Annotated in this window: 20 protein-coding genes and 1 tRNA gene; 7 read left to right on the forward strand and 14 right to left on the reverse strand. The window is 59.9% G+C overall.

Going from position 1 to position 22602, the window contains the following annotated elements; all coding sequences use genetic code 11:
- Positions 1-187: 187 nt before the first annotated feature.
- The gene (mutS, locus tag ACYCFC_RS11715) at positions 188-2767 is read left to right on the forward strand and encodes a DNA mismatch repair protein MutS (RefSeq protein ID WP_459651703.1); all 2580 of its coding nucleotides are present in this window, start codon (positions 188-190) and stop codon (positions 2765-2767) included.
- A gap of 130 nt (positions 2768-2897) precedes the next feature.
- The gene (gene fdxA / locus ACYCFC_RS11720) at positions 2898-3221 is read left to right on the forward strand and encodes a ferredoxin FdxA (protein WP_181083598.1); all 324 of its coding nucleotides are present in this window, start codon (positions 2898-2900) and stop codon (positions 3219-3221) included.
- Between the two features lie 114 nt (positions 3222-3335).
- Here fdxA and ACYCFC_RS11725 read toward each other — a convergent pair whose 3' ends face one another.
- The gene (locus tag ACYCFC_RS11725) at positions 3336-3527 is read right to left on the reverse strand and encodes a CsbD family protein (protein WP_181083600.1); all 192 of its coding nucleotides are present in this window, start codon (positions 3525-3527) and stop codon (positions 3336-3338) included.
- A gap of 62 nt (positions 3528-3589) precedes the next feature.
- Complete coding sequence (locus ACYCFC_RS11730) at positions 3590-4492, reverse strand: YihY/virulence factor BrkB family protein (protein ID WP_181083601.1); 903 nt, start codon at positions 4490-4492, stop codon at positions 3590-3592.
- Between the two features lie 200 nt (positions 4493-4692).
- Here ACYCFC_RS11730 and ACYCFC_RS11735 point away from each other — a divergent pair, with 200 nt between their 5' ends.
- Positions 4693-5970, forward strand: coding sequence for a lipopolysaccharide biosynthesis protein (locus ACYCFC_RS11735; protein ID WP_459651704.1), 1278 nt, complete (start codon positions 4693-4695; stop codon positions 5968-5970).
- Entirely contained in the window at positions 5967-7241 is a 1275-nt protein-coding gene (locus ACYCFC_RS11740) for a polysaccharide pyruvyl transferase family protein (protein WP_459651705.1), read from the forward strand. The genes ACYCFC_RS11735 and ACYCFC_RS11740 overlap by 4 nt, the downstream gene beginning before the upstream one ends.
- Positions 7242-7355: 114 nt before the next feature.
- On the opposite strand, the gene ACYCFC_RS11745 is transcribed toward ACYCFC_RS11740, so the two are convergent.
- The 6 genes from ACYCFC_RS11745 to ACYCFC_RS11770 form a co-directional block, all read right to left on the reverse strand.
- Positions 7356-8831, reverse strand: a complete 1476-nt coding sequence (locus tag ACYCFC_RS11745; RefSeq protein WP_459653985.1) for a sensor domain-containing diguanylate cyclase — start codon at positions 8829-8831, stop codon at positions 7356-7358.
- Positions 8832-9019: 188 nt separating this feature from the next.
- Positions 9020-9095: transfer RNA gene (locus tag ACYCFC_RS11750), tRNA-Thr, on the reverse strand.
- A 69-nt stretch (positions 9096-9164) separates the two neighbouring features.
- Positions 9165-9929, reverse strand: a complete 765-nt coding sequence (locus ACYCFC_RS11755; protein ID WP_459651706.1) for a DUF3618 domain-containing protein — start codon at positions 9927-9929, stop codon at positions 9165-9167.
- Positions 9926-10366, reverse strand: a complete 441-nt coding sequence (locus ACYCFC_RS11760; RefSeq protein ID WP_459651707.1) for a phage holin family protein — start codon at positions 10364-10366, stop codon at positions 9926-9928. Before ACYCFC_RS11760 ends, ACYCFC_RS11755 begins: the two co-directional genes overlap by 4 nt.
- Complete coding sequence (locus tag ACYCFC_RS11765) at positions 10363-11103, reverse strand: hypothetical protein (RefSeq protein WP_459651708.1); 741 nt, start codon at positions 11101-11103, stop codon at positions 10363-10365. The genes ACYCFC_RS11760 and ACYCFC_RS11765 overlap by 4 nt, the downstream gene beginning before the upstream one ends.
- Positions 11104-11535: 432 nt before the next feature.
- On the reverse strand, positions 11536-13665 hold the full coding sequence (locus ACYCFC_RS11770) for a glycoside hydrolase family 5 protein (RefSeq protein ID WP_459651709.1): 2130 nt from the start codon (positions 13663-13665) through the stop codon (positions 11536-11538).
- Between the two features lie 527 nt (positions 13666-14192).
- On the opposite strand from ACYCFC_RS11770, the gene ACYCFC_RS11775 reads away from it, so the two are divergent.
- Positions 14193-14405 (forward strand): hypervirulence associated TUDOR domain-containing protein, encoded by a 213-nt coding sequence (locus ACYCFC_RS11775; protein WP_459651710.1) that lies wholly within the window; start codon positions 14193-14195, stop codon positions 14403-14405.
- Positions 14405-14971 (forward strand): DUF488 domain-containing protein, encoded by a 567-nt coding sequence (locus ACYCFC_RS11780; RefSeq protein ID WP_459653986.1) that lies wholly within the window; start codon positions 14405-14407, stop codon positions 14969-14971. Before ACYCFC_RS11775 ends, ACYCFC_RS11780 begins: the two co-directional genes overlap by 1 nt.
- 29 nt (positions 14972-15000) lie before the next feature.
- On the opposite strand, the gene ACYCFC_RS11785 is transcribed toward ACYCFC_RS11780, so the two are convergent.
- Entirely contained in the window at positions 15001-15699 is a 699-nt protein-coding gene (locus ACYCFC_RS11785) for a WecB/TagA/CpsF family glycosyltransferase (protein WP_459651711.1), read from the reverse strand.
- A gap of 25 nt (positions 15700-15724) precedes the next feature.
- Between ACYCFC_RS11785 and ACYCFC_RS11790 the strand changes: the two genes are divergently transcribed.
- The gene (locus ACYCFC_RS11790; RefSeq protein ID WP_459651712.1) at positions 15725-17014 is read left to right on the forward strand and encodes a glycoside hydrolase family 5 protein; all 1290 of its coding nucleotides are present in this window, start codon (positions 15725-15727) and stop codon (positions 17012-17014) included.
- 44 nt (positions 17015-17058) lie between these two features.
- Here the strand turns inward: ACYCFC_RS11790 and ACYCFC_RS11795 are convergent, their stop codons facing one another.
- The 5 genes from ACYCFC_RS11795 to gmd form a co-directional block, all read right to left on the reverse strand.
- Positions 17059-18036 carry a phosphoribosyltransferase family protein gene (locus tag ACYCFC_RS11795; protein ID WP_181085080.1) on the reverse strand — a complete coding sequence of 326 codons (978 nt, stop codon included), beginning with the start codon at positions 18034-18036 and terminating at the stop codon, positions 17059-17061.
- 47 nt (positions 18037-18083) lie between these two features.
- Positions 18084-18848: a glycosyltransferase gene (locus ACYCFC_RS11800; RefSeq protein ID WP_459651713.1), complete on the reverse strand. Its 765-nt coding sequence runs from the start codon at positions 18846-18848 to the stop codon at positions 18084-18086.
- Positions 18820-20094, reverse strand: coding sequence for a hypothetical protein (locus ACYCFC_RS11805; protein WP_459651714.1), 1275 nt, complete (start codon positions 20092-20094; stop codon positions 18820-18822). The genes ACYCFC_RS11800 and ACYCFC_RS11805 overlap by 29 nt, the downstream gene beginning before the upstream one ends.
- Positions 20095-20457: 363 nt before the next feature.
- On the reverse strand, positions 20458-21426 hold the full coding sequence (gene fcl, locus ACYCFC_RS11810; protein ID WP_181085076.1) for a GDP-L-fucose synthase: 969 nt from the start codon (positions 21424-21426) through the stop codon (positions 20458-20460).
- A gap of 2 nt (positions 21427-21428) precedes the next feature.
- Positions 21429-22553 carry a GDP-mannose 4,6-dehydratase gene (gene gmd, locus ACYCFC_RS11815; RefSeq protein ID WP_181085074.1) on the reverse strand — a complete coding sequence of 375 codons (1125 nt, stop codon included), beginning with the start codon at positions 22551-22553 and terminating at the stop codon, positions 21429-21431.
- Between the last annotated feature and the right edge of the window lie 49 nt (positions 22554-22602).

A 22602-nucleotide genomic window follows, 5' to 3' on the forward strand; every position in this document is an offset into this window, starting at 1 on the left:
CAAGGAGACGGCTTCGGCTGCTGGCTGGCGATAGCCCGTGTTAACCTTCGCCCACCATCAGGCAGCCGGCAGCCCCACCGGCTGCCCAGGGCGGATGATCGACCGGAGGCTGAAGCACATTGCCTTCCATGCCCCGTACGGTCTCGATCCAGCCCGGCCTGCCCCACCGTCTCAGCCCAGAAAACCGATGACCAAAGACGTTCAAGACCTGTCCAAACACACCCCGATGATGCAGCAATACTGGAAGCTCAAGCGCGAGCATCCGGATCAGCTGATGTTCTACCGCATGGGCGACTTCTACGAGTTGTTCTACGAGGACGCCAAGAAGGCTGCCAAGTTGCTGGACATCACCCTCACCGCGCGCGGCCAGTCGGGTGGCAATGCTATTCCCATGGCCGGGATTCCCTTTCATTCCGCCGAAGGCTATCTAAGCCGACTGGTGAAGCTCGGCGAATCGGTGGTGATCTGCGAGCAGATCGGCGATCCGGCTACCAGCAAGGGCCCGGTGGAGCGTCAGGTGGTGCGCATCATCACCCCCGGCACGGTGAGCGACGAAGCACTGCTCGACGAGCATCGCGACAATTTGCTGGCCGCCGTGGTCGGCGATGAAAGACTCTTCGGACTCTCGGTGCTGGACATCACCAGCGGTCGTTTCACGGTGCAGGAATTCGGCGGTTGGGAAACCCTGCTGGCCGAAGTCGAGCGCCTGAACCCCGCCGAACTGATGATTCCCGATGACTGGCCCGCCGGCCTGCCGTTGGAAAAACGCCGTGGCGTTCGTCGGCGCGCGCCCTGGGATTTCGACCGCGACAGCGCCTTCAAGGGCCTCTGCCAGCAGTTCGCGACCCAGGATCTGAAAGGCTTCGGTTGCGAGAAACTGACCTTGGCCATCGGCGCCGCCGGCTGCCTGCTGACCTACGCCAAGGAAACCCAGCGCACCGCCCTGCACCATCTGCGCAGCCTGCGCCATGAACGCCTTGACGACAGCGTGGTGCTGGACGGCGCCACCCGGCGCAATCTGGAGCTGGACATCAACCTCGGTGGCGGTCGCGACAACACCCTGCAATCGGTGGTCGACCGTTGCCAGACCGCCATGGGCTCGCGCCTGCTGAGCCGCTGGCTGAACCGGCCGCTACGCGACCGCCAGGTATTGGAAGCGCGCCAGGACTCGATCACCTGCCTGCTGGAACACTACCGCTTCGAGCAGATCCAGCCGCAGCTGAAAGACATCGGCGACCTGGAACGCATCCTCGCCCGCATCGGCCTGCGCAACGCCCGCCCGCGCGACCTGGCGCGCCTGCGCGACGCTCTGGCCGCCCTGCCGCAGCTACAGGCGGGCATGCAGGAGTTGATCGCGCCGCACCTGATCGAGCTGGCCGCGAGCATCCGCACCTACCCCGAACTGGCCGACCTGCTGGCCAAGGCGATCATCGACAACCCGCCGGCGGTGATCCGTGACGGCGGCGTGCTCAAGACCGGCTACGACGCCGAGCTGGACGAACTGCAGTCGCTCTCCGAAAACGCCGGCCAGTATCTGATGGACCTGGAAACCCGCGAGAAGGCGCGTACGGGCCTGGCCAACCTCAAGGTCGGCTACAACCGTGTGCACGGCTACTTCATCGAGCTGCCGAGCAAACAGGCCGAATCCGCGCCGGCCGACTACATCCGCCGGCAGACGCTCAAGGGCGCCGAGCGCTTCATCACCCCCGAACTCAAGGAGTTCGAGGACAAGGCGCTGTCGGCCAAGAGCCGCGCCCTGGCCCGTGAAAAGCAGCTCTACGAAGAATTGCTGGAATTGCTGATCGGCCATCTGGCGCCGCTGCAGGAATCCGCCGCCGCGCTGGCCGAGCTGGACGTACTGAGCAACCTCGCCGAACGCGCGCTGACCCTCGACCTGAACCGTCCGCGCTTCGTCGAGCAGCCCTGCCTGCGCATCGAGCAGGGCCGCCATCCGGTGGTCGAGCAGGTGCTGACCACGCCCTTCGTCGCCAACGACCTGAGCCTCGACGACGAGACACGCATGCTGGTGATCACCGGGCCGAACATGGGCGGTAAATCCACCTATATGCGCCAGACCGCGCTGATCGTGCTGCTGGCGCAGATCGGCAGTTTCGTCCCGGCGGCGGCCTGTGAGCTGTCGCTGGTGGACCGCATCTTCACCCGCATCGGTTCGAGCGACGACCTGGCTGGTGGCCGCTCGACCTTCATGGTGGAGATGAGCGAAACCGCCAATATCCTGCACAACGCCAGCGACCGCAGCCTGGTGCTGATGGACGAGGTGGGGCGTGGCACCAGCACCTTCGACGGCCTGTCGCTGGCCTGGGCCGCCGCCGAGCACCTGGCCAAGCTGCGCGCCTTCACCCTGTTCGCCACGCACTACTTCGAACTGACCGTGCTGCCGGAAAGCGAGCCGGTGGTGGCCAACGTGCACCTGTCGGCCACCGAGCACAACGAGCGCATCGTCTTCCTGCACCATGTGCTGCCCGGCCCGGCCAGCCAGAGCTACGGCTTGGCGGTGGCGCAACTGGCCGGCGTGCCAGGCGAGGTGATCCAGCGTGCCCGCGACCATCTGTCGCGCCTGGAAACCACCAGCCTGCCCCATGAAATGCCGAAAATGGAACCCGGCCAACCCGCGCCGCCCCTGCAGAACGACCTGTTTGCCAGCCTGCCGCACCCGGTCATCGAGGCGCTGGGCAAGGTCCAACCCGATGACTTGACGCCGCGTCAGGCTCTGGAACTGCTATACCAGCTGAAAACGCAAATCTGACGGGCCGCAAAAAGCTGCTAGAATCGCGCGCATTTTTGGATATGAGCGGCATTTGCCTGGTGCCGCCCAAGCCTGCCGAACCGGGGGCGTCACTGCCACGCCACCCGAAACGCCTGAGGAGATAATAGAAATGACCTTCGTCGTCACCGACAACTGCATCAAGTGCAAATACACCGATTGCGTAGAAGTCTGTCCGGTGGACTGTTTCTACGAAGGCCCGAACTTCCTGGTCATCCACCCGGACGAGTGCATCGACTGCGCGCTGTGCGAGCCGGAATGCCCCGCCCAGGCGATCTTCTCCGAGGACGAGGTGCCGGACGACCAGCAGGAGTACATCGAGCTGAACGCCGACCTGGCCGAAGTCTGGCCGAACATTACCGAGAAGAAGGACTCGCTGCCGGACGCCGAAGAATGGGATGGTGTGAAGGATAAATTGCAGTATCTGGAGCGCTAACAGACCGCTGAAAAACTACCTGCGTTTTTCAACGGTCCTGTTCAGCAACGATGCACAGCTGAACGAAAAATGCCCGCCTCTCACAAGGCGGGCATTTTTGTTTTTACAGGTCGGTCAGGCCTTATCGACGCCCTTCTTCACGGCATCTTTCACGTTGCCCTTCACCTGTTGCGCGTCCCCTTTGATTTCCTGACGCTGGCCTTCGTTTTTCATGCGCTCGTTGTCGGTCGCCTCGCCCAGGCCCTGCTTGGCCTTGCCGGCGGCTTCGTTGAGGTTGCCTTTCATCTTGTCGGTAGTGCTGCTCATATTGATTTCCTCTCGTTCTGCATGGGTTACTCCATGTTGAGCGAGCCGACAGGCAGTTAGTTTCACTTGTCCGAGGAACGGTCACTGCCCGCATCATCGAGGCGCTTGTCACCTTCTTCCTTGCCCTCGACCGAGGCATGTTCGATCACCGCATTCATCTCCGCACCAAGCAGCAACACCGCTGCCGAAATATAGAAATAGAGCAGCAGCACGATGACCGCCCCGATACTGCCGTAGGTCGCATCGTAGTTGCCGAAGTTGCCCACGTAGATGCCAAAACCCACCGACGCCGCGATCCAGACGATCACAGACAGCACCGAGCCCGGAGTGATAAAGCGGAACTCCTGCTCCACATCCGGAGTGACGTAATACAGAACGGCCACCACCAGCATCATCAGGATCACGATCACTGGCCAGCGCAGCCAGGTCCAGAGCGTGACCACGATATCCTTGAGCCCCACCTGCTCGGCAAGCCACTCCATCACCTGTGGGCCGAGGATCATCAACCCCGCCGCCAACAGCAGAATGATCGCCAGGCCAATGGTGTAAAGCACCGAGAGCAGCATCAGCTTCCAGGCCGGACGCCCTTCCTCGACACCGTAGGCCTTGTTCATGGCATTCATCAGCGAGCGAATGCCGATTGACGCCGACCATAGCGCCACGAGAATACCGACCGACAACAGGCCGCTTTTCTGAGTCTGCATCTGGTCGATCACCGGGTTGACCAGGTTGAGCGCATCGGGCGGCAGCACCAGCGATACCTGTTCACGCAGCCAGTTGAAGAACTCCTGCAGATCGAGCACTCCCAACATTGCAATCAGGAACAGCAGGAAGGGAAACAGCGAGAAGATCGCCCGGTAGGCCAACGCCGATGCATAGGTGGTCATGTCGTCCTTGCTGAAATCCTTCAAGGTGCGTTTCAGCAGCTCGAAACTGCCAATGCCCCGCGTATCCAGCAATGCCATTGCATACCCCCATTGTTAATCGAAACCGACACAGGTGTGACGATCAGCCCATACAAGAGTTCGTCTCAAGCGCCCCGGCGTGTCGCCTGCGCAACCATAACGGCAATCCTGCCGATGCGTCTCCCGGAACTTTCCGCCGCACGCACGCTCTGGATGGAGTCCCCGATTCAATCGGCCACGGACGACACGGGACCCTCTTAATGACACTGAAATCAGCCTGTGCTGCGGATGCCCCACAGTCCGCCATGAAAACCGGCCTGCTCAAATACGCCCGACTGGTCGTCACCAAAGGCAGCGGAGCGGGGGCCGCGCTCGGCCTGAACATTCTGTTGGCACGCCTGCTGGTGCCCGACCTGGCCGGTCTGCTGTTCTTCTGCATCGCACTGGCCACCTTTGCCTCGCTGGCTTCGCGGCTGGGCCTGGATGTGGCCTGCCTGAAAAACATCTCATCGCTACGCGACGAGCAGCAACGCGGCTATCTCGACCGCGCCATGACCCTCGCCCTGCTGGCGAACATCCCGACGATTCTCATCGGGCTGCTGGTGGTGAATTTTGCCCCCAGCACCCAAGCTGACGTTACAGCCGCCGCCGTGCTGTTCGCAGTCGCCGCACTGGGCCTGTCGCTGACCAATATTGCCAGCGAAACCCTCAAGGCCCGACACAGGACCGGCGAAGGTCTGTTCTGGCAAACCGTTTTCCAGCCGACCCTGACGCTGCTGCTGATCGCCCTGCTGGGCAGCGAGCTGACCACCGTGGTGGCCTGCTTCGCTGCCAGCTATGTACTGGCGACACTGGGCTCGACCTGCCGCGCGCGACTGAGCCTGCCGGTGGCCGACCCGCAGGCGCGCATCGGCTGGCGTGACATGCTTGTGCTGGGCACTCCGCTTATGCTGATTGCGGTCATGAACAGCGTGATCGAGCTGTCCGATACCCTGCTGCTCGGCATGCTGCGTTCGGCGGGCGAAGTCAGCATTTATTACATCGCCGCCAAGATCGCCGCCCTCTCCACCACCCTGCTGTTCATCATCAACGGCACCATCGCACCGGACATTTCCCGGCGCTGGGCGCACCACGACCGGGCCGGCGCCTTCGCTGTCGTCAGGAAGTATTCGCGCTTCATGCTGGCTCTGGCCGTGCTGATCCTGCTCGCCATTGGCCTGTTGCACGACTACATCCTCGCCGTATTCGGCGACCGATACCGTGAACAGGGCGCCTTCGCGCTGCTGATCCTGGCCACCGGCTACTTCTTCGTCCTGGCCGCCGGACCGCTGGGCATCTTCATGACCATGACCGGACACCATCGCCAGTACCTGCACAACAACATCGCCGCCTGTGTGCTCAACCTGGCCCTGAACCTGATCCTGATCCCGCGCTATGGCGTCAACGGCGCCTGTTTCGCCACCGCCGTGGCGTTGGCCCTGAAAAATGCCCTGCTCTATCTGCAGTTCAAGAAAATCGAAAGGAGTTCGCAACCATGATCGACCGGATCGACGGGTCGTCGCACAAACCAGGCGACAAGATGAATGTGATCGCCTACGGCGCCTACGACAGACACAACTACGGCGACCTGCTCTTTGCCATCGTCCTCAAGCACTACCTGGAAGCCGATGGCCGTTTCCGCGTGCTGATCGCAGCGACCAAGCAATCAGACCTCTCCAGTTACGGCGCCTTGCCGACCATCGCGCTGAAAAAAGCGCTGGAGGCGACACGTCAACAGGACAAGACCATGCTCATCGTGGCCGGCGGCGAATGCCTGACCGCACAGTGGGAAAGCATCATCGGCTACCTGGCGCCACAGGCCATCTACTACCCGATCAAGGCAAGCCCCTACCTGATCGGCCACCGCCAGTTCATCCGCCTGAGCCGCGCCTTCACCTCGATCCCGTCCGACCTGCCGCTGGTGCTGGGCGAGCGCGAGCTGCCGGGCTACCAGGTGATGTACAACAGCGTTGGCGGCAACGAAATCAGCCGCAAGAAGCCGCTGATCCACGCGGCGATCGAACGCAACCTCAAGGACTGCACCTACGTCTCGGTGCGCGACCGTGAAACCTCCGCCGAGCTGGACAAGCTGGGCGTCGAACACAATCTGGTGCCGGATAGCGCTGTGCTGATCTCCGATATTTTTCCCCAGCAGCCGGAACCGAGCGAGCCGGGCCATATCGTCTTCCATATCTCCGATCACCATGCCAAGCGGCGCATCGAGGCCATCGCCCGGCAACTGACCGAACTCAGCGCGAGCACCGGCCTGAAGATCGCCCTGCTGACCATTGGCAAGGCCCCCGGCCACTCCGACGACGAGCCACTGGACAAGCTGCAGGGCCTGCTGGGCGAACGCGCCTACCGCGTCAACAGCGGGCACATTCAGGACATCATCCGCTGCATCGCCACCAGCAGACTCTACTGCGGCACCAGCCTGCACGGCGCCATCACCGCCCTGACCTATGCGGTTCCGCAGATCGCCCTGCTGCCCAGACGCGTGGTCAAGCTGTCGAGTTTTCTCGAAACCTGGGTGCCTCAGCAGTCATGCGGATTCGCCGAAATCGAGCAGATCAGCCAGACGGCCAGCGCCCTGCTCACCTCCTTCGGCGAACCCCAGAAAGCCGAACTGCAGGCCATGGTGGAGCTCATGAAGAACCGCGTGCGGGCCAATCTCGAACACATGACAGCACTTTACGAGCAGGCCACGACGGCAGACGAGCCTGCCACACAGAGCCCCACAGGCAACACCACCCTGTTTGCAGCCCATTGAATCGCTGCAATGGCATAGCATCAAACCCTTCGCGCTGAAGTCGCCGCTCCCAGAAAATGCATGCGGGCGGCTTCAACCGCAAAGCGCTTTTGCCGTTTCTCTTCGCACTTTCGGCTAATCCGGCGTCCCGCTCACGAAGCACACCCGATTTCGGCCACTGTGCTTGGCGGTGTAAAGCGCCCTGTCGGCTCTGGTCATCAGCGCCTGCTGATCATCCTGCCCGGAAAGCGTCGTCAGGCCGATGCTGACCGTGATGACAATATTGGCCGACGGAGTTGAAAACGACGTCTCGGCCACGGCCTGACGGATCTTCTCGGCGACACAGCGCGCACCTTCGGCATCCGTGTGCGGCAATGCAATGGCGAACTCCTCGCCACCGAGGCGCCCGAGAATGTCATGGGCACGCAGCAAGCGGTTGCAGATGGCGACAAACTCCTTGAGCACGGCATCACCGATGGGATGACCATAGGAGTCATTGACGTGCTTGAAGTGATCGATATCGAGCATCAGCAGACTCAGGCGCCCATCATGTCTGCGCGCCCTGGCCAGCTCCGCTTCGAGGCTGGCAAAAAAGGCACGGCGGCTGCTGGCCCCGGTGAGCACATCGGTATTGACCAGTTGCGTCACCTGTTCATGGGCCTGGCGCAGCAGGGCGGTATCACGAAAGTGCCGGCAGCTCAGCACGAAGACCAGGAACGCCACCGCCAGCAGCAGCAAGGAAATGAGGCAGGCAGAGATCAGCAGAAACTCCCGGCGCTCATGGAAATTCGCCATATAGTCTTCTGGCGACAGCATCACGAGCACCACCACCCCCTCCTTGTCGAGGCGACGATAGGCACCCAGGCGATACTGGCCATCGATGGCACTGACGCCTGTGTAGTAACCGTGCCGGGGTCCCTCGGGGTCAAAATAGGGCTTGTCTTCGGGCATTTTGAATCGGCCATAGCGCCCCGGTATTGGCGTCCCGGAAGCAATGGCGCGAAGACTGCGATCCGTGCCCAGCAGCACGATGGTGCCATGGGCACCCACGTTGATCTGCTGGTAATAGTCGGAAAAGAAGCTGCTCGCCACGGAAAGCACCAGCACACCGGCAAAGCGGCCTTCATGGCGGATCGGTCGGGTGAACTGGATGGTCCACTGGCGCGACATCCTTCCCAGCACCGGTTTGCTGATGAACAGCCGGTCCTGTTCCGGATTGTCACGATGCACCTGGAAATGCTCGCGGTCACTCAGGTCCACCGACCCGGCCACCGGCGCCAGGTTGGAAAATACCAGCTTGCCATCGGCATCGATCACGGCCAGTTGCGCGACGAAGCTGCCATAGGCTTCAAGCTCTTCGCTAACGTGCTCCTCGAAGGTATCGGGATGCTCCAGCACGTCCTCGCGCATATCCAGCAATACGATATCCATCAGCCGGATCGCACTGCTTACATGCGCTTCGAAGGCGGTCGCCAGGTTCATGGCATCGTTACGGGCACCTTCCTCCGCAGCGGCGCGTTCATAACGGATCTCGTTGAGCACGAACACCCACATGGGCACCAGCGCGAGAAACAGAATGGAACCAGCCAGCAGCCCCGCCTTGTCCTTCAAGCCCATTCCCAATCACCCCGGCGCCGATGTCTGCGATGTCCAATGGCCATTTCGACGTTCGCTTGACCCGATTCGACACACGCCCCGCTTTGTCACGACTCGCCTGAATCATGTGCAATGCAGACAGGGCGAACCTGCGCTCGTTCGCCCACGAAAAAGGCCTGCATCGCTGCAGGCCTTCGATGGTCTGGTGCCGGAGACAGGAATCGAACCTGCGACCTTCGCGTTACGAGTGCGCTGCTCTACCTACTGAGCTACACCGGCGCCGGTGCCGGATTATCGGGGCTTGTCAGGCCGGACTCAAGCCCGGCCTGACAAGCCCGAGCATCCGTTTCACAGCCCTGGTGTCGGCTCGGACCGGGTTCGCGATGTGTCGTTGCGTTCGATCTCGTGCTTGACCTCGCTGGCGACTTCCTGGCCCATATCGGTGACTTTCCGATAGCCCTCTTCAGCTTTGTGGCGAAGGTTGTCGGTCATGCTGTCGCTGGCCTGGCCGAGCATTTCATCTTCGCGACGGGTTGGCGGGACCGATGCGGCCAGCAGCGCGCCCAGGGCGATACCGATCGCGCCCAACGCCAGCGGCTGTTCGTTGAGCAGGTGATTGAAGCCGCCCCGTGCGCGCTCACTCTGCTGGCGCAGCTTGTCCGCAGTCTGTCGGCTGGTATCGCTGACGCGGTGGCGCGCATCGGCCAGCGAGGCGGACATGTCATGCCCCATCTGGCTGGTCTTGTCACGCAGGTCGTTACCCTGCTGCTTCAGTCCAGAGGCCTTGCTGGACAGTTTATCCGTCAAGGACGGGCCGGTGCTGGTATACGCTGGTGGCTGTCGGTTCTGTCCAGCCATCAGCCAGATCAGGCCGATGGAAGTCAGCACCGTGGGCACCGGGTTGGCCTTGGCGGTATTGCACAGGTTGCTGAAGAACTCGCCACCGCCGCCCTTGACGTAACCCAGTGCCGTGTCGATGAGTTCACCGGGCGACAGCTTGTTTTCCAGCGCGTGGACGATATCGCCGATCTCGGCTCGTTTCTGATCGATCTCGCGCTCCAGCTCTGCGGGATCCTTCTGCGCTTCGACATTTATCTGATTGCCTGTGCTCATGACGTATGCCCCCTGACGGCTTCTTTATCCTTGTTCATGGAATGAAGGGTGCGCTCGGGCTTGAATGAAGAGGCCTCGAACTTCTTCTTGCCTGCCGAGACCATGATCAGGCCGATCACCACCACGACACCGCCGACGATCAGCGCTGCGAGCCAGGGCGCCATGACTTCGCTCAGGCCATATACCGCCGACATCAGCAGGATGATGAAGCCGCCCAGCAGAACGGCGCCGCCACTGGCAACGCTGGCCGCGCCCGCCTTGGTGGCGCGAATGGATTCGGTCAGCTCGACTTTCGCCAGCGCCAGTTCCTTGGTGATGAGGGAGGGAACTTCATGGGTCAGTTGCCGCAGCAACCCCCCTACGGAGCTGTCATTCTCCGGGCGCATGCCCGGTTCCGGGGTGATGGTGGTTGTGGTTGGCTTGCGTGCTTCGCTCATGGGTAGAGCCCTCCGTCAGTACCTTTGCCATTGCGACCGGCCTGAGGTGCCGAGCTGCCCGCTGTACCCATGCCGGCTCCGGTTGTGCCTGGGGCGGTACGGGCAGTCGAGGAAACCCCGGCATTGCTGATGCTGCCGATGGTTCCCGGCTCGCCGGTAGTGAGTCGTTCGTTGAGTTCATGCTGGCTGGGGCTCCGATGGCTGCCAAATGCCTGGTTCGACGTGGCAAGGGCGCTCGAATGGCCATGATGCCTGGAACCATCCTCAGCACGTCTACCGGACGCTTTGGCAAATCGAGTCAGGCCGAAGCCCAGCGCAATGCTGCCGGCGATAAACAGCGTCGGGTTGTCACGGGCCAGGCGGTTCACGTCCTGGAAGAGTTCATCGACGCTTTTGCCGCGCAGGTTGTCCGACAGCCGGACCATGCCCTGGGCCATGTCGGACACATAACCGGACAGGCCCAGGGTGTCCTGCCCTTCCAGTTCACGGGCCGCGGCTTCAGCGCTGTGCGCAACCTTTTCGATCTCGTCGGCAGCCGTCTCGCGGTAGCCGTCGAGCTGGCTCTTGCCTTGGGCCTTGACCTCTTCAGTTGCCTGCCGGGCCTTGGCACGCACATCCTCGGCAGCCGCTTGCGCCACCGAGTCGGAAGTCGTTTTGGTATCCGTGGGGGACGTAACGTCGGGACCGGTTTTGCCCAGGCCACCGTAACCAGTGATTTCTTCGTCGGGTGTCGTCATTTGATTCACCTTTTATATGGCTTGGCCGCAAGACCAGAGTCCTGTGAAATTCAGCCTGCAGCGACGAATCGCGAAGGCTGTAGTTGCTGCATACATATAAGGTGACCGGGGCCGGTTTTTTGAGTTCCCTTTTCCACGGCCCCGCTTTATTCAGGAAACAGGGGTGTAACTGTTATTGCAGAGCCCTTCGCGCCCCCTTCGATAATGGCTTGCTGCCTATTCATGAACGCCATGCTGCAAGTTCTCTGGGTTTAAGCGAAACGCCGTCCGGCGAGCGAAACGGCAACTTCGCTTTATCTATCGCCACTGTTTTCGCCCTAATAAAAAGCAGGAAACGAAACCGCAGCCGACGAACAGCCCTCTACCAAGCAATGCATTTCGACAGGCACAAAAAAACGGGCCGAAGCCCGTTTTTCTGGTCAGTGCGATCCGTTATTGCAACGGACCTATGGTAGAGCAGGTTTTCTTCGCTTTGGCATACTTCTGCAACGGTGCCATCTGGGGGCGATGCTTACCACTTGTCACGTCCAGCGCCATGATGTTCTCACCCCAGCGAGGACCGGCGGCCCAGTAGCTGCTCGGAATGCAGTTCTCGTTCAGGTAAGCCAGCAGGTTGTCGGTCGCGACCACGGCAGACGGAGAGAAGTCCGGAATGCCATGCTCACCGAGGTAACCACGCAGCTTGTTCTTCTTCAGCCACTCGACCCAGGGCTTGACCCGCTCGACACCCAGCATCGGGGCGAAGGTTTCGGCACGGTTGCGGTAGGTGCCCGAGTAGTCGTGATCAAGATACTGGTGCGCTTCGTAGACCAGGTTGTTCTTCGGATCGCGCATCCAGGGATCGTTGATCAGCTGGGTGTTGTACTTCTGCCAGTGGAAAGCGCTGGAGTAACGATCGCCGGCAATCATGATCCACTTGCTCGGGTCGACCTTGCGGATCGCCTGCCCGGCTGCCTGGGCAGTCTGCGGCCAGAGGTTGTTGCCGGTGTTGTACGGCTCGTTCATCAGACCGTATCCGTACAGGGCCGGGTGCTTGGAGACTTCCACTGCGATCTTGCGCCAGGTTTCGGCAAACTCTGCACGCGGTACGCCGGGAGAGTTGATTACCTGGCCGTAGTATCGGTAGTAGTTGTGCATATCAAGGATGACCTTGATGCCGTACTTGTGGGCATGGTCCAGCGACGTCTTGATTCGCGCCAGCTCTGCCGCATCCAGCGGGGTACCGAGCTTGGGCTGAATGCGCTCCCAGAGGAAGCCCAGACGAATCAGCTTGAAGCCGAGTTCACTGTGACGCTTGTAATAGGACTCGTCGGCATAGGTATAGCCCTTGTTGTAGATACCAGGGACGGTGCCCGGATCGAACACGCCCGAGGCGAAGTTCACGCCCACCAGGTCAATCCCGTTGCCGGGGTTGGTGGGAGCCGGGGTCGGGGTCGGAGTCGGCGCGGGTGCTGGAGTCGGCGCAGGGGTCGGCGCAGGCGTCTGCGGCGAGCTGCCGGCATCGCCGGAGACCACGGTCAGGGTTTTCGGATAGCCGACGCTGCTGGCCGACAGCTTGTCGCCACTCAGGAGCACGGTCAGGTGCGCACCGATGTCATAGACCGCGATGACCTTGCGGACCTGACCATCGGCCAGGCGTACCGAGGCGCCGGTCTTGAAGGCCGACTTGTTGCTAGCCGTATTGGGAATCGAGAAGCCCGCCTGCTTGCGGTAGATACCGTTTTCCCAGTCTTCATTGGTGAAGCTGTTCATGCTCGCGCTGTAGGTGCTCTCCACCGGCACGCTGGGCGTCGGCTTGGCTTCCGGCGCAGGCGCAGGGTTGGTCAGGGACGGTGTACTCGGTGCCGTTTCGGCGCTGGCCAGAGTGCTGATGGTGCGCGGAGCACCCACCTTGTTGCCATCGAGCGGGCTGCCCTCGAAATAAACGCTGATGTTGCTGCCAACCACGAAGACCTTGCTGATCTTGCGCACCTGGTTATCGGCGAACTTGACCTGTACACCCGGCTTGAAGGCGGCAATGGCAGCAGGCGAAGACGGAACGGAAACCCCCGCTTCCCGGCGCCAGACCCCATTGAGGAAGTCATTGCTGGTGAATTTGTTGATCTGGCTGGTGAAGGCCTCAGTCGGAGCCGGAGCCGGCGCGGATGCACCCGGCGCAGCCTCGCCCGCGACGACGGTGCTGATCGTGCGCGGAGCACCCACCTTGTTGCCGTCGAGCACGGGACCATCGACATAAACGCTGATGTTGCTGCCGACAACGAAGACCTTGGTGATCTTGCGCACCTGGTTGTCGGCGAACCGGATCTGCACACCCGGCTTGAAGGCGTCACGGGCAGCTGCCGAATACGGCACGGAAATGCCCGCCTCGCGACGCCAGACGCCGTTGAGGAAGTCATTGCTGGTGAATTTGTTGATCTGGGAAGTGAAGGCGGTCGCAGAAGACGCGTTTATGCTAATGCTCGCCGCCGCTTCACCGCCGATAACCAGTGAACCGAGTACCGCAGCCATGGCAATGGAGCGAACAAGTGCCTTGGGCGCACTTGAGAATACAGTGATAGACATTCAGTCTCTCCGGAACTTAATACTTCTAAAGGTCGGAGCCTTTAAAAAAGTAGCGGGAGTTAATAGAGTCGTGCAGGCGCCTGATGGGTTTGAATCTCATTACGCGCAACCGAACGAACCGCGCACAAGGGGCCGGATTACCTTGGTGGAGAACCCGGCAATCCGTTGCGTGGCGCCTTTATAATAGGTTTGCAAAACGAATGGAAACCGAGTCGACGGTTTAACATCGCCAAATAGTCGTCACATTCAGCGATCCGCCATTAAAAGGCTATTAAAACATAGCCAAATGCCATGTAGCAGGAAAGCGGCTGGGCGCTTTAAACCGTTCGCCAGAGAAGAAAGTGAGCGTCATTTTTTTGAATTTGTTTTTTTTGAAACAGGTTCTGCAAATCAGCTTTTCCGACGAGTGGATACTACAAAACGGCTGTTTGAAGGTCGGCTTATAAAGGGTATCGAGACGACCAGCGTTTCGCTTGTTTGAAGCGTCATCGTTTGCCAGAAGCCAACGGCAGCCACTCGGAGGAACCATGCCCCATCAGTTCAAGGTCGGCGACCACGTCCGCTGGAATTCCGAAGCGGGCTATGTCACTGGCCATATCATCAAGGTGCATACGCAGGACACCGAATACAAAGGGCACACAAGGCGGGCCAGTCCGACGGAGCCACAATACGAGATCCGGAGCGACAAGACCGATCATGTGGCCATGCACAAGGAAAGCGCCCTGAGCAAAGCCAATTGATCCCATTGGCGCAGCGGATCTGGACGGTCGGGCACTCCACTCGCACCGGCGCATCCTTCATTGCGCTGCTCAAGCACTACGGGATCGAGATGGTTGCAGATGTTCGACGCCATCCCGGATCGCGGCGCCTGCCACAATTCATGTCGGACAATCTGCAGGCCGCCCTCGAAGAACAGGGCATTGGCTACCGATGGCTCGGAGAGCTGGGTGGCCGCAGACGTGCCCCGGCGGATGCGCCTGCCAGTGCCTGGCGCAACCAATCATTTCGCGGCTACGCCGAACACCTTAAAAGCGAAGAGTTCGCTGCAGGGCTGCAGCAGTTGCTGAGCCTGGCGGCAGAGCGCCCCACGGCCATGATGTGTGCCGAAGTGCTGTGGTGGCGATGCCATCGCGCCATGATTTCGGACGTACTGAAACTGGGTGGCGTCGAGGTTCTGCATATACAGGATGAGCAGCGGCTGACAGCGCACCCCTACACCTCTCCGGCCAGAGTGAAGGCGGGTGAGCTGAGCTATATCGAGGGTGCCGGGCAACCGCTGAAAACAGTCATGGCGACTGCAAAATGAGGCGGTGGACGCTCACCTTGATGGTGCTTTCAAGGCCCGCGCTTGAGCGCATTCCAGCCCCCGACACGATTCGGGCGCGAAAAGACATTGCGTGACAGGTAGTAGAAGAACAGAGGAATCCCCACCGCATAGCGCTTGAACAGCCGTTTTGGCTCGATCAGCATGCGGAACGCCCATTCCAGGCCGAACCGACGGAAGAACAGCGGCGCACGGGGAAAGCGCTCCGCGGTGAAATCCAGGATGGCGCCGCCACAGATCAGCAATGCCGGCGTCTCCATTGCACTTTGCAGATAGAGCGCGACCTGCTCCTGTTTCGGCATACCCATGGCCAGCACGATGATGGGATAACGCCCTGGAACATGGTGCGCCCGGTAAAAATTCAGATATTCCTCGCTGCGCTTGAAGCCGTCGATGGCATGGAAAGGACGGTCCCCGAACAGGTTGCGCGCACCGTCGCTCAGCCAGGGTTCTCGCGTGCCCATGGCGAAGAGTTCATAGTTGCCCTGCGAACCGGCCACCAGTTCCTCGATCAACCGGGGAATGAAATCCGACCCGTTGAGGTTGGCCTTCGGTGCCACCCCGTTGAACCAGCAGGCCATTTTGATCCCGATGCCGTCGCGCAGCAGATAGTTGACCTGCAGAAAACTGTCGCGAACCGAGGCATGGCGTTGCGCGATGTTGTAGCCATGCTGATTGAGAAATCCAAGAATGGTTGGCGATTCACGCATCCGAAGTTCGGAGATGAACGGGCCAGTGTCGGCCTCCTCCAGGAGCTTCAGCTTCCCGATCAAAGGATCCATCCTTCTGGCGCGGGGGTTTTTCATAAATAATTTCTCTGTCGGTCATTCAATTCAGGGACGATGGGATTCGCAGGCAGCCCGCTTCGGTCTTCACGAACCAGGGCCGATTCGCAGGAAAACTGAACAATGCGTGTCGACGCCGGACAAAAGGAAGCAGCCGCTGCTGCGACCTTTTCCAATGGCAAAAGAGGTAGTGAAGATGATAGGGACACGCGGCAATTCGCAACGGACGAAAGGAATACTTCTCGGACTCGCACTTGTGCTCAGTAGTGCCGCAAGCGCGGCAGAAAATGTCGACCTGATCGGAATGAACATCGGGGGCGCCGCATTTTCCGGCAATTCCATCCCCGGCAAATACAATACAAATTATTTCTTTCCCGCTCCGGACTATCTGACGATCTGGAAAGAGCGAGGCATTCGCACCATTCGCTTCCCGATCATGTGGGAACGTTTGCAGGCTGAACTCAATGGCGAACTGGATGAGGATTATGCTCGGCGTATCGAAGAATTCATGCAACAGGCTGCTGACCATGACATGCGCGTCATTCTCGACATCCACAACTACGCTCGTTATCGAAAACAGATAATAGGCACGGATGCGGTCCCCATATCTGCCTATGCAGACTTGCTGGAGCGCATTGCCAAACGCTGGAAGAATCATGAAGGGCTTTGGGCCTACGACATCATGAACGAACCCCATGGCGCCGATAAATACTGGCCGGCAGCGGCCCAGGCCGGAATCGATGCGGTTCGCAAACATGATCGCGAGCGCCCGCTGCTTATCGAAGGAAACTTCTGGTCCAGCAGTTATCTCTGGCCAAAATACAACGATCCACTGCTGGACTTGAAAGACCCCGCCGACAAATTGATATTTTCCGCTCACCTTTACCTCGACAAACACGGCAACGGACAATACCGGGAGCCACCGGAAGATGACTTCGACACCATGCTCGGCGTCAAACGGGTCAAGCCTTTTATCGACTGGCTGATCAAGCATGAAAGACAAGGCCATATCGGTGAGTTCGGTATTCCGCCCGATGAACCGCGCCTGCTGGAAGCCATGGACAACTTGCTGGCTTATTTGCAGAAACACTGCATACCCATGACTTACTGGGCGGCAGGTCCATCCTGGGGCAACTACAAGTTATCGGTCGAACCGACCCGTGACGGCCAGAACCGCCCGCAATGGGCCATCCTCGAAAAGTACGTCAATCAGGGTGGCTGCAGCAGTATCGGCCCTTGAAGCCACCTGCATGGCAGCCCGCTCACTCAACGGGCTGCCATGCTTCAGCTTTTGGAATGCGACATCGGCATCCACTTCGCCATTTTCGATTTCACCTTGCCGATCAGCTTCGCTCTCAGGCTATGGCTCTTGCGCAATGTGCTGGCCTTGAGGTTGTACACCTGGCCCGGCACATACATTTCATTGGTTTCGATGCAGTACACCGGCTTGCCGCTGAGCTTCATGATTTCGACGGCCTGCCGATCCTCGCTCTCGACGAAGAGCCGCGTCTGCGGTTGCCTGGCATACACCTCGGCCTTGAACTTGTGATGAATATTCAACCGGCGACGCTCCTCCGCCGAAGGCAGATCGAGCATGTGCAGGGTCCCGTACTGCACGCCATTGCGCTGCAACCACGCCTCGGTTTCCGGGCGATATTTCTCCAGCCGGCTGGTCACCAGATGGGCGACCTTGATCGAGGGGATGAAAAGCGGACGCGTGCAACTGAGGAAATCACGGTAGTTCGGCCCGTCATCGTTCTGTTCGGTCGTGGGATCGACGCAGAGCACGCCGTCGATATCCAGACAGGCCTGCCCCATGAAGGGGTGGTGCATGATGTTCCACTCGAACACGCGAGGCTGCTCGACGAGCTCCAGGTACATGTCCACCAGATGGCGATTGTGCTTTTCGGCGAACGCCGCCAGGGTCACCACCTCGCCCTGATAGACGGCCCGCACCTGCTCCACGGCGGCCTGCATCGACTTGGCCGTGGAAATGCTGTCGTCCACCAGCAGCACTTTCTTCGCATCCCTGGGCTTGACCAGGTCGGCATGCTTGTAGGTCCGCGTACTGCCCTTCTTCAGATCATCATTGCGCAGGAACGAGTAAAGATCGGTCAATGGCAGGTTCTGTTTCAGCGCGACGATACTGGCGACCAGCATTCCGCTGCGGGGGATGCCTATGACCAGATCGACATCATTGGGAACCTTGCCGGCACACTCATTGCTCAGTTGCGATAGATGACTAAGACTGCGGTAATTCATCGAACACTCTCCTGCGCCCTGTTCTTTTGTGGTCCCTGGAAAATCCGTTAACGCCCCAGTGCCGAGCGCAGTTGCTTGGTATGCGTATGCAGGTAGTGCAGTACATACAAGCCAAAGGCATTGACGCTGGAAAATTTCAGAAAGCGCTTGCGAATATCCATGTCTTCACGAATCGCTTCGAAACGCCGCTTGTGCGATACACCGGTGGTATCGAAGATGCACAAGGGAAACGACAGCTGCATGACGTCGCGCTGCAGGTCGAGCCCCTGCAGGAACTCAAGCAACAGGCAATAATCGGCGGACAGTTTATAGTCGAGCCGAAACCTGAACTGGCGCAGCCGCTCATTCTCGAAATACATGGTCTGGTGACTGGCCGGCAACCCCAGCGGTGCGCGCTCGATGGGATGCGCGCTGGTCAGTTTCAGACTGCCACTGGCTTCCTTGCGATAGAAATCGCCATAGATGAACCGGGGCGCAATTGCCGCCTGTGACAACTCGGCATCTATCCTGGCCAGCACATCGGGACTGGCCAGGGCATCGCCGCTATTGAGGAACAGGGTATATCCCTCGGTTTCAACGGCACGCCGGCGGCCTTTATCCATGGCGTCATAAATACCCTTGTCGGCCTCTATGGTTATTTCTGCCTGGCTGTCGTCCAGCTGGCGCAGCCATTCAACGCTGCCATCCGTGGAGTTGCCATCGATGACGATCCAGCGGAAGTTGCGGAACGTCTGGCGGGCCAGGCTCCGATAAGTGTCCTTGAGACCATCCAGATTATTCCAGTTAATGGTGACGATACTGAAATTGACCATAATTCATCTGCCCCGGAGTTTCTGCATAGAAAGAATGTGCCGTCTGCACCTTGGCGTAATACAGGAAGAACGCCGCCGCCATTCCATATAGATCGCCGGAAAAGCTCAGGGCATTGGACAGCATGAAATTCATCATGCCGAACACGAATGACAGTTGCAGGGCTGCCAGCAGGCTGCCCTTTTCCTTGCACTGACGCATGATCCAGATAAAGCCGCCATAGAAGATCAGCACCACCAGCGGCATCAGGAAGCCATAGCGGTAATACACACCGAAGATGCCGACATCCGAGAGATAGAAATGCGCGTTGTAGATGCGCGAGAAGCCGCCATTCCATTGCAGCGACAATGCGCCCATGCCGAAATAGTTGTTGGCGCCAATTGCCTCGACGATGGTTGAGATGGTCCGCTCACGAACACCCGGCCCCGAGGCGGCCTCGAACAGCAGCGCATGGAAGCGTTCGTACTGCTGGATATAGAACTCGGGTACCAGGAACCAGGAAATCCCCAGGACGACGATGCCCAGCACGGACATCTTCATCAGCGAGTCGATGCGCTTGCGGAAAATCCACAGACCGGCGAAGGCCCAGATCAGCATGGTCTGCCGGGTCTGCATGACCAGCCAGAGATAGGCCACGAAATACAGCAGAATCAGCAGACCGCGCAGGGTCACCCTGTCACGCATGTCGTACATGACCATGAAGGCTGCCAGGGATACGAAGGCCGATCCGATGCGATAACGGTCGGGGCGCAGCAAGTCTTCGTACTGCGTCCAATCGTCCACGGTGAACGACGCCACCGTGTTCCGCGGAATGATACCCAGGTAGTAACAGAAGCCGAATGTCGCACAGAACAGGGCGATATAGAGGAAATAGCGACCGAGTTCTTCCTGGGTGGGCTGCGCCATGAGCAGCAGAAAAAGCACCGGGAAGAACACCAGGTATTCCAGGAAGCGGCGCTCCTCGAACAGACCGTAGATCAACGGCTGGCCGAAATTCAGATTGGCCAGCACGGCGGACATCAGGGGCAGCATGGTGCCCATGAAAATGATCCACAGGCTGGTCCTGGATTGGTAGACCCATTTCCAGGCGACGAACAGGCACACCGTGGAGGCCACTACCAGCAGCAGGAAAATCTCCCTGAAGTAGGGAATCCCGGCACGCTTGTCATCCGTGAGGAAGAAGCACCCGGAATTCAGCAACAGCAGGACGATCAACAGATTCTTGTACGCCAGAACTTTCCTTAACAAGCGCTATCCCCAATATCCAGATGACGTGGCGAACACAAAAATCGAACCGGCATGACACCGTAAACGGCGATCACCCCCGGCAAGGAACCATGTGCCATGGATGGACAACGTCAACGGCGAAAAGGTCCACCCTGTTTGTAGCTGGGTCAGGCTTCACCGCCCCGACGAACAGAAGCCAGGCAGCCAATGACGAAAGCCGCGCCTGTCCGTCGCTGTGCGGGTGCCGGCGCCTCGCGGCGTCGGATTACGCCTTCGGCTAATCCGACCTACAACTCTGCAAACCTCGCACAAGTCATGTAGGTCGGGTCACGCCTCACCGACCCGACAAACGGAGCCAGGCAGCCGATGAGCGAAAGCCGTCTTTCACTGCCTTATCTGGTGCTGGTTTTCGACGAACCAGCGATAGGCATCGCGCAGGCCGTCTTCCAGGCTGATGCTGGCCTGCCAGCCCAGCGCTTTGAGCCGGGACACATCCATCAGCTTGCGTGGCGTGCCGTCCGGTTTGCTGCTGTCGAAGATCAGCCGTCCCTGGTACTCGGTGACCCGCGCGATGGTTTCGGCCAGTTCGCGGATGCTGCAATCGACGCCGGTGCCGACGTTGATATGCGACAGCATCGGCTGGGTGTGCGCCTGATAGGTGGCATCGTCCAGTTCCATCACATGCACGCTGGCGGCGGCCATGTCGTCCACGTGGAGGAACTCGCGCTGCGGCTTGCCGCTGCCCCAGATCACCACCTCGTCGTCGCCGCGCTGAGTCGCCTCATGGAAGCGCTTGAGCAGCGCCGGCACCACATGGCTGTTTTCCGGGTGGAAGTTGTCGTTGGGGCCGTAGAGATTGGTCGGCATCACGCTGCGGTAATCGCGCCCGTACTGGCGGTTATAGCTTTCGCAGAGCTTGATGCCGGCGATCTTGGCGACCGCATAGGGCTCGTTGGTCGGCTCCAGCACGCCGGTCACCAGCGCCTCTTCCTTCATCGGCTGTTCGGCGAACTTGGGGTAGATGCAGGACGAGCCCAGAAACAGCAGTTTCTGCACATCGTTGCAGTGCGCCGCATGGGTGATGTTCGCCTCGACCATGAGGTTCTGGTAAATGAACTCGGCCGGGTAGGTGTTGTTGGCATGGATACCGCCGACCTTGGCCGAGGCCATGTAGACCTGATCGATGCGGTGCTCGGCGAAGAATGCATTCACCGCCGCCTGGTCAACCAGATCGAGGTCTTCCCGGCCACGTGTGAGGATATTGTCGTAGCCCAACGCCCGCAGGCGCCGGACGATGGCCGAACCGACCATCCCCCGATGCCCCGCGACGAAAACTCGTGCGTCACGATTCATTGTCAGTTCTCCAGTGTTACCGGTATCTCGAAGCCGTGCTCCTTGAGCAGGGCGTGGCGCTTGGCGACTTTCAGGTCCTCGCGAACCATCTCGGCGCACATCTCCTGTACGCTGATTTCCGGCGTCCAACCGAGCTTCTGCTTGGCCCGGCTCGGATCACCCAGCAGGGTTTCGACTTCCGCCGGACGGAAATAGCGCGGATCGACCCGCACCACCACGTCACCTACTCGCAGCGCTGGCGCCATGTCGCCTTCGACACTTTCGACGATGCCACGCTCATCCACACCGCTGCCCTCGAAGCGCAGTTGCACGCCCAGCTCGGCGGCTGACCAGCGGATGAATTCGCGCACCGAATACTGCACACCGGTGGCGATGACGAAATCCTCGGCCTGCTCCTGCTGCAGCATCATCCACTGCATGCGCACGTAGTCCTTGGCGTGGCCCCAGTCGCGCAGCGCGTCCAGGTTGCCCATGTGCAGGCACTTCTCCAGACCCTGGGCGATGTTGGCCAGGCCACGGGTGATCTTGCGGGTAACGAAGGTCTCGCCCCGGCGCGGCGACTCGTGGTTGAAGAGGATGCCGTTGCAGGCATACATGCCATAGGCTTCGCGGTAGTTGACGGTGATCCAGTAGGCGTAGAGCTTGGCCACCGCATAGGGTGAGCGCGGGTAGAAGGGAGTGGTTTCCTTCTGCGGAATCTCCTGCACCAGACCGTACAACTCGGAGGTGGAGGCCTGGTAGAAGCGCGTCTTCTTTTCCAGCCCCAGCAGGCGAATGGCTTCGAGAATGCGCAGGGCGCCCATGCCGTCGACGTCGGCGGTGTACTCAGGCGATTCGAAGCTCACCGCCACGTGCGACTGCGCACCCAGGTTGTAGACCTCGTCGGGCTGCACTTCCTGAATGATGCGCGTCAGATTGGAGGAATCCGTCAGATCGCCGTAATGCAGAACGAAGTTCTGATCCTCGACATGATGGTCTTGGTAGATGTGGTCTACCCGCTGGGTGTTGAACAGCGAGGCGCGGCGCTTGATGCCGTGCACTTCGTAACCCTTTTCCAGCAGAAGCTCCGCCAGATAGGAGCCGTCCTGACCTGTGATGCCCGTGATCAACGCTTTTTTACGTTCCATAGTGTTCACCTTTTCCATGATTGAGGGAGGGGTTGAGTCAATCCAGTGA

It is taken from the genome of Stutzerimonas sp. NM35 (genome assembly GCF_054604355.1).